The following is a 4,332-nucleotide window of genomic DNA, read 5'->3' as shown; positions in this document are numbered from 1 at the left end:
GCGTTTTGTTTGATGCCTAATCATATACATTTATTGGTTAGACAGAAGATGGATTTTGGGATTTCAAAATTTGTGGCAAATTTTCAAAATAGTTATACTAGACACCTAAACATTAAAAATGAGAGAAAAGGGTATGTTTTTGAGGGGGTATTTAAAGCCGTACACATTGCTGGTGAGGAGCAATTGATTCACACCTATAGATACATTATTTTAAATCCGTATAGTTCTGAAATAGTAAAGAAAATTGACGAGATTGAAACCTATCCCTATTCTAGCCTGGTGGAATACGCTAAGCCTAGCCAATATAGTGTAAGCGATACAGCGTATATGTTGAATAGGTTTGGAAGTTATGAGAACTTAAAGGCTTTTGTGCAAGACAATGCCGAGCATCAAAAAGCCTTGAAGAAGATAAAGAGCTTAACTTTGGACTAATATGTCATAAATAACCAACTTCGGGGGTTGGTTATTTATGACATTTGACAAATCGGGAAATTAACAAAGGAGTCACCTTTTTCAAAGGAGACTCCTTAATCAAATTCCAAATGACAAATGGCGGTTTGGGGTTTATAATTCCTCTTATGCGTGAAGTTACCAATTTGAGAAATGGAACGATTTTTGAAGCTGACAATTTCGGCAAGGAACCTTTTATTGTCCTTCGCTACGAGCATATCAAAATGGCGCGGGGAGGGGCGGTGGTTAAATTAAAAATTCGCGGTTTTAAAACAGGCGTTGTTAAAGAGGTTTCTTTCAAAAGCAACGATAAGGTAAAGGAATCCGATGTCCTCAAAAAAAACATGCAATTTCTTTACGCCGACAATGCCTCCTGCTTTGTTATGGATAAAACTTCTTTTGAACAAGTTTCTGTCCCTTTTGAAGGTATAGATTCTAAAAACCTTAAATTTCTTAAAGGCGGAGAGGATATGATTGTAACCTTTTATAACGATAGTCCTATTGATATAGAATTCCCAAAAACCGTAACCCTTAAAGTTGAATACACCGAACCGGGGTTTAAAGGAGATACCGCCACAACAGTCCAAAAACCCGCAACTCTTGAAACGGGAGCGGAAATTTATGTCCCGCTTTTTATTAAGGTGGGGGATACCATAAAAGTTAAAGTGGAAAGTGGGGAGTATGGGGGGAAAGCGTAAAGAAAACTCAAAGCTCACCTGCCCGCAATGCTACGCAAAGCGTTGCAGGCGGGAATGTCAAATCTAAATGTCAAAACTCAAATCCGAATAGATTTAACAAAGGAGTCTCTCCGCCAGCTGGCGGGGAGACTCCTTAGATAAAATTCGCTTTTAATTGAAAATTAAAATGTTCTACAAGTTTATAAAAAACAACCGATCTTTCCTTTTCCTCTGGCTGGCGCAGATATTTAGCCAGCTATCTATTAGTATTCTAAATTTTGTTCTCGCTATCTCTATCTACACCGAAACTAAAAGCAACTTCGCTGTTTCTATTCTTCTTGTAGCGTACGGTCTGCCCGCCTTTTTGTTTAGCATTGTTTCTGGGGTTTTTGTGGATAGGTTTGATAGAAAAAAGACGATGGCTTTTGTAAATCTTTCCCGCGCTTTTTTTCTTTTTGTGTTCTTGTTTTTTCCTTCCAACATTCTATCTATTACAATTTTGCTTGCTTTTATAATGAGCGCTTTAACGCAATTTTTCTTTCCGGCAGAAGGAGCAACTATTCCAAACATTGTTAAGAAAAAAGATTTAATTCTCGCCAATTCGCTTTATACCACCACTTATTTTATATCGCAGGTTTTAGGATATCTGTTTGCTGGACCTTTATTTAAAGCAGTTTCCTATAAAGGAGTTCTCTTTATTCTTTTCGTTTTGTTTTTTCTAGCCGCTTTGTTTATTTGGATTATGGGAGGGAAAACATTTACAATTTTGGATTTATGGCGCGGGTTTGTAAATAAATTAAAACCTAAAAGGACAATAATAGGCGATGTTAAAAAAGACCTGAATAGCGCGTGGGTTTATCTAAAATCCGTTCCCGCGCTTTTAAATGTGCTTATTATTTTGGGGGTGAGCCAAATAGTTACTTATATGTTTGTGTCTCTAATGCCGGGTTTTGGGTTTGAGGTTTTGGGTATAGAAACAAGCGATGTTAGTTTAGTTCTTATGGGACCTGCTGTTCTGGGCGTGGGCGTTGGCGCGTTTTTAGTCCACAAATTATCCAAAAAGTTTAATTCCGATAATTTAATAAATATAGGCATATTAGGTTCGGGGACGGTTTTTTTGATTTTGTCCTTTATAAGAAGAGTGCCTTTGAAAACGGTTAAATACAGTCTTGGGTTTTTGAGATTTGCCCCCTTACAGCGGTTTTTTCCCCACGAGTTTACCAAACTTTTGGGTGTGGATGTTATTTTGTTTGCTCTTATTTTGGTTTTTTTTATTGGTGTTTTTAGCTCGTTTATAATTGTTGCCAGCAATGCCAAAATGCAAAGACATTGCGCCGACAATATGCGCGGCAAAATGTACGGACTTTTGCAGACTATTGTTACTGCAGGAGCATTGCTACCCCTTTTGTTAGGGGGATTGTTGGCGGATAAATTTGGCGTTTTAAAAATTATTGGTGTTTCGGGGATTTTAATTGTGTTTGTTGGTATAATTAAGGTAGGAAAAAATTTAAAAACCAAATGCATACCTATTTGATATACATTGTTTTCGCCATAATTTCTCTTTATGTTTTCTGGTTGTACGCTAAAGAGGAAGGTTTTATTAACGAAGACATTTTTGACGCCACTTTTTTTTGCGTGGCGGGTGTTTTCGTTTCTAAATTTGTTCTTAAATTAAATTTCTCCCACACCTTTTTAACTAGCCTTTTGGTTTTTTTGTTGTTTGTGAAACTAAAAAGGTGGTCGGTTAGAAAAGCAGGGGATACCGCTATTATTCCTTTTGTTTTGTTTTTGTTTTTTGCCACCGCTCTTAACGCGGTTTTAAATTTTTCGGGGGAGAATGTTTTATTATTTGGTTTGGTGGGTCTTATATTGGCGTTTCTTTTTTATTTAAGAACCAATTTTTTTATGGGGGTAAGTTCTAAACGCGCTAGAATGAGCGGAGTTTTCGGCACATTTTTAAACGGCGCGCTTTTATATTTGGGATTGCTTTTGATTTGCGTTATTGCTATTATTTTTTTAGGTAAGTTTTCTTTAAGACAAAGTTTTGTTTATTTAGTTGTGTTTTTGGCGGTTTTGTTATTTACTATTAAAGATATTCGCAAGCCTAGAAATTTTAAAATGGTTAAAGAGCAAATTGTGGATAAAATAAAGAATAAACTCGCAAAAGAAAAAAAGGCTTTGGAAGAAGAAGAAAAGCTTATGGAAACGGAAGATAGTTATAAAGTTGCGGGCAGGGATTCTGATAATGCGGATATTTTGGGGGATGTGGACGAGGATGTTTCTCATGAAATTAACCGCGCCACTTTGGGAGTTATTAAGAATATGAAAGCTCAAGTGGAGAAAGCGTTAGCGAGGATTAAGCGCGGCAAATATGGTATATGTGAAGTTTGTGGAAGAAAGATTGAACCTGCGCGATTAAAGGCGTACCCCGAAACCACTCTTTGTCTCAAATGTTCTCAAAAAGCCGAATAAACAACAAATATCCAACACCGGGTGTTGGATATCTGTGACAATCTATGATATTTGACAAAGAGGTTCTAAAACCCTATAATAATGTTATCGGTTTTGAGGGGAGTCCAAAATTCTAAAGGAGGGGGAAATGGATACAGGTATTAAGATTTTGGTGTCCGTCTTTCCAATCGTGTGGTTTATAGCACTCATGTTTGTCACATTTTCGGGTAGGAGGTGGGTTGAGAGTAAGACAGGAATGAAAGAAAAGACGCCGAGAGGGTTTGTGTGCGCACGAGTTGTGTTAACAATCATGGCCGTTTTGGCTTATTATCTATTTCTCGCGGCTTTGTGGAAGTAGTTTAAAACTAGAATCCAGCAGGGGGGGGGGAAGGCAAGGTAAGGAGATAGTATGATTCAGAGTCCGAGGATGGATAGAGAGTTGAGGTGCTTTTACAGATTTCAACCGCTCGTCCCCCCCGGATTTTTTCTCTCTCCTCGCAATGACGGTGTGTTAACAACCATTTTGTTATATAATACCCTTATGACTAATCTTACTCCTTCTATAATTTACGAAGATGCGTCCATTCTCGTTATCAATAAACCTTCTGGGCTGGTGGTTAATAGGGCGGACACTGTCCGCGAAAAAACTACGGTTATGGATTGGTTGGAATCTGCCGGTAGGTTTGTGGAGATTCAAAAAGGGACTACCCCGAATCGGGGTAGTCCCTTTTTGCCGACGTCCGAATTTGAGATG

At 37.9% G+C, this 4,332-nt stretch carries 5 protein-coding genes; all 5 read left to right on the top strand.

The genetic code is table 11. The features are described 5' to 3' along the window. Positions 1-432: transposase (locus tag KJ678_02360; GenBank protein MBU1016984.1), on the top strand; the 432-nt coding region annotated here is incomplete at its 5' end. Positions 433-578: 146 nt separating this feature from the next. Next, positions 579-1,148, top strand: coding sequence for an elongation factor P (gene efp / locus KJ678_02355; GenBank protein ID MBU1016983.1), 570 nt, complete (start codon positions 579-581; stop codon positions 1,146-1,148). Between the two features lie 154 nt (positions 1,149-1,302). Then, positions 1,303-2,661: an MFS transporter gene (locus KJ678_02350; protein ID MBU1016982.1), complete on the top strand. Its 1,359-nt coding sequence runs from the start codon at positions 1,303-1,305 to the stop codon at positions 2,659-2,661. After that, the gene (locus KJ678_02345; protein ID MBU1016981.1) at positions 2,646-3,599 is read left to right on the top strand and encodes a TraR/DksA C4-type zinc finger protein; all 954 of its coding nucleotides are present in this window, start codon (positions 2,646-2,648) and stop codon (positions 3,597-3,599) included. The genes KJ678_02350 and KJ678_02345 overlap by 16 nt, the downstream gene beginning before the upstream one ends. A gap of 520 nt (positions 3,600-4,119) precedes the next feature. Continuing rightward, a partial coding sequence (locus KJ678_02340) for a hypothetical protein (GenBank protein ID MBU1016980.1) occupies positions 4,120-4,332 on the top strand: 213 nt, incomplete at its 3' end.

This window comes from Patescibacteria group bacterium, from assembly GCA_018817085.1.
Classification (GTDB): Bacteria; Patescibacteriota; WWE3; order CG2-30-40-12; family CG2-30-40-12; genus CG2-30-40-12.
This window is presented reverse-complemented; position numbering and strand designations above follow the sequence as displayed.